2 protein-coding genes and 1 pseudogene are annotated in these 2854 nt (G+C 43.4%); 2 read left to right on the top strand and 1 reads right to left on the bottom strand.

Annotated elements, in window-relative coordinates; translation table 11 throughout:
- Positions 1–786 (top strand): aminotransferase class I/II-fold pyridoxal phosphate-dependent enzyme (locus AND4_RS18630; protein ID WP_009844537.1); only part of this gene is annotated, 786 nt, incomplete at its 5' end.
- 12 nt (positions 787–798) lie between these two features.
- Positions 799–1509, top strand: a pseudogene (locus AND4_RS20590) (RimK/LysX family protein).
- Between the two features lie 199 nt (positions 1510–1708).
- Here the strand turns inward: AND4_RS20590 and AND4_RS18620 are convergent.
- Positions 1709–2245, bottom strand: a complete 537-nt coding sequence (locus tag AND4_RS18620; protein WP_009844535.1) for a hypothetical protein — start codon at positions 2243–2245, stop codon at positions 1709–1711.
- Positions 2246–2854: the final 609 nt, after the last annotated feature.

The following is a 2854-nucleotide window of genomic DNA, read 5'->3' as shown; positions in this document are numbered from 1 at the left end:
GAAGCCGCTGGGCTGAAAGTAAAGTTCTACCATTACTTCTCTCCAGAAACCAAACAAGTTGATACGGAGAGAATGCTAGAAGACCTATCTAAAGCAGGCCCTTCTGACGTTGTCCTTCTGCATGGTTGCTGCCACAACCCAACAGGGGCAGATATTGATTTTTCTGCTTGGCAAGTCATTACAGAGATGTCGCAAAAGAATGGTTTTACCCCATTTGTGGACATTGCTTACCAAGGTTTTGGTGATGGTCTAGAGGAAGACGCAAAAGGTCTCCGCTTTATGGCTGACAACGTTGAAGAAATGTTGATCACAACGTCATGTTCTAAGAACTTTGGCCTGTACCGGGAACGCACTGGTGCTGCTATTGTGATTGGTAAGAATACGCAAGATGTGGCGAACGCAAAAGGTAAGCTTTTGACGTTAGCGCGTTCAACATACACTATGCCGCCAGATCATGGTGCAGCGTTGGTAAAAACCATCCTACAAGACACTTATCTTACTTCAGTCTGGAAACAAGAATTGAACGAAATGCAGCAACGCTTGGTGAATCTTCGTCAAATTTTGTGTAACGAATTGAGAAACAACCATAATACCGAACAATTTGACTTCATTGAGGGTCACAAAGGTATGTTTACTGTGCTAGGATTTAGTGAAAAGCAAATAGCACAATTGCGTGAGGATTATGGTATTTATGGTGTCGGTGATGGTCGTATCAACATTGCTGGTTTGTCCGAAACTCATATTCCTTTCGTTGCTGACGCTATCCAAAGAGTATCTCAACGTTAATTGGGAGAGTTAATGAAGAACTGGAAACTGATTCTGCCGCTAATGATGAGCGGTGGTCTTATTGCTTGTACGTCGACACCGACGACTACCGAGCCTGTTGACACTGAAATGTCAGTTGTGGAGAAACCGGTAGTCAAGCCCGAATCAGAACCTGAAGTAAAGCCTGAATTAGAAGCTGAGAAAAAGCCTGAATTAGAGCCTAAACCTGAGGTGAAGCCGGAACCAAAACCAGAGCTAAAGCCAGAGAAAAAGCCGGTCCCGAAACCAGCAAAGCCAGTGAAGGCAACAAAAACATCTGATGGCATGCTGATTCTGGGAGCGGAAGAATGGGTCTACATTCCTGCTATCAAGCAGACATTAAAAAGCCGTATAGACACTGGTGCTACGACGTCATCGGTAAGTGCAATTGATGTTGTGCCGTTTGAGCGGGATGGAAAGGACTGGGTCCAATTCAAAATCGATATCAACGGCAAGGCGAGCAAAGAGTTTAAATTACCGGTAGAACGTTGGCAAAAGTCGTCAATCTTCCTCAGAAGATGTCGATAAACGTCCGGTTGTGGTTGCGTATATTCAAGTTGGTGACTGAAAGAACAAACCGAGTTTACCCTAACAGAACGCGGCCATATGAAGTTCCCAATTTTGTTGGGTCGCAGCTTTTTCCGTGATGTTGCGGTTGTCGATGTTTCAAAGAAATACGTTCAGAGCAAACCAAGCGTCAAGTAGTGCAATACTCGAAGCGACATGCAGATAACAAAAAGCCTCTCGACTTCACAGAGAGGCTTTTTGATTCAGTAACTTACACATATAAATCGTAGTAATAACGGCGGTTTCCAGCTTGTTATAATGCTCGATACTTGGTTTAAAACTTAATCTTTCTCAAGCGTTTTTCCTGCGCTAATTCTGAGTACTTACGTGATTGATATTAGTAAGCAAAACGCGCTGACAATACAAGTTGCGCCCCATAAGTGCCATTGTCTTTTAAGTCTGCACCAAGCGACAACTGTTGCGTTGAGTGGAAGCGGGCGCCAAGGTTATAGATGGTTGTCGTATCATCGTTATCGATCAACTGACCAATACGACCATGCAACTCAATATTTTGCATAAACCAAACACGAGTACCGATATTGACTTCAGTTTTCCATTCGTCACCAACAACGTCTCCGCTCTCTCTTTTAATGTTGTGAATTAACATTTGGCCGTAGATGTCTGCAAATTGACCGACAGGGCCGTTAAAGCCAACACCACCAGCGAGGTCCCAGTCTCCGCTAAATTCACTGTCTGCACGACCAACGAAGTGCGTGTTTTCGGTGAATTGGGATGTGATCTCACCACCAAAAGTACCAGGGTTGGTACCCATGCGGAATTCCATCATGTTGTAATTGAAGTTGTTAGCATATGTAGAAAGCGGCAAAAAAGCGCACAAACCAAAGGCTGTTACCTTTAGAGCTTTACCTAGCATGGGGTTCTCCGGAAAAGAAAGTAATACGAACGAAAGAGTAGTCAGCAAAATACAGACCAATATTTACAAAATATCACTTTAAGCGTTTCCCGTCACCCAGTGCATTACAAACAAAGTGTGTTTGATCAGCGTTTTATGCTCAATTACGCAGGGAAACTGAAGGATTAGATACACAAATAGACTTCAATCTTAACTGGATGTCGCCTCAATGTTCGCTATACAGGCGCTCTTCACCCATCTGATCACTTGGCAATACGGCAACTTTATTTTGATAACATCTTCGTTTCCTTGAGTCCGACACTGAGATAACGTTATGATCGTTCGTCTTCTTTTTACTATTAAAACCATTACTAAATGGTTCAGGCACAACATTAGGTGCCGGAAAGTGTTCTTGTGGCAGGCTTATGCCGCTTTGTCGTTCACCAAAGGATAAACCTTGCCCCATATATACAGGTCACAGGAGATGTCTCGAATAGTGCAATAACCATAGATGGCGATGCCATTGGATGTGGTAAACTCTAGTATTAAGGGGTGGTGTAGCAAAGTTTACGATCAGTAATTGAGGGCAAATCAAATGACGATGGTCAACGACTCAAAGATCAAAGCACT

The organism is Vibrio sp. AND4, assembly GCF_000171815.1.
In the GTDB taxonomy this organism is placed as follows: Bacteria; Pseudomonadota; Gammaproteobacteria; order Enterobacterales; family Vibrionaceae; genus Vibrio.
The sequence above is the reverse complement of the archived record's forward strand: the minus strand, read 5'-3'. Positions and strand labels throughout refer to the sequence as shown.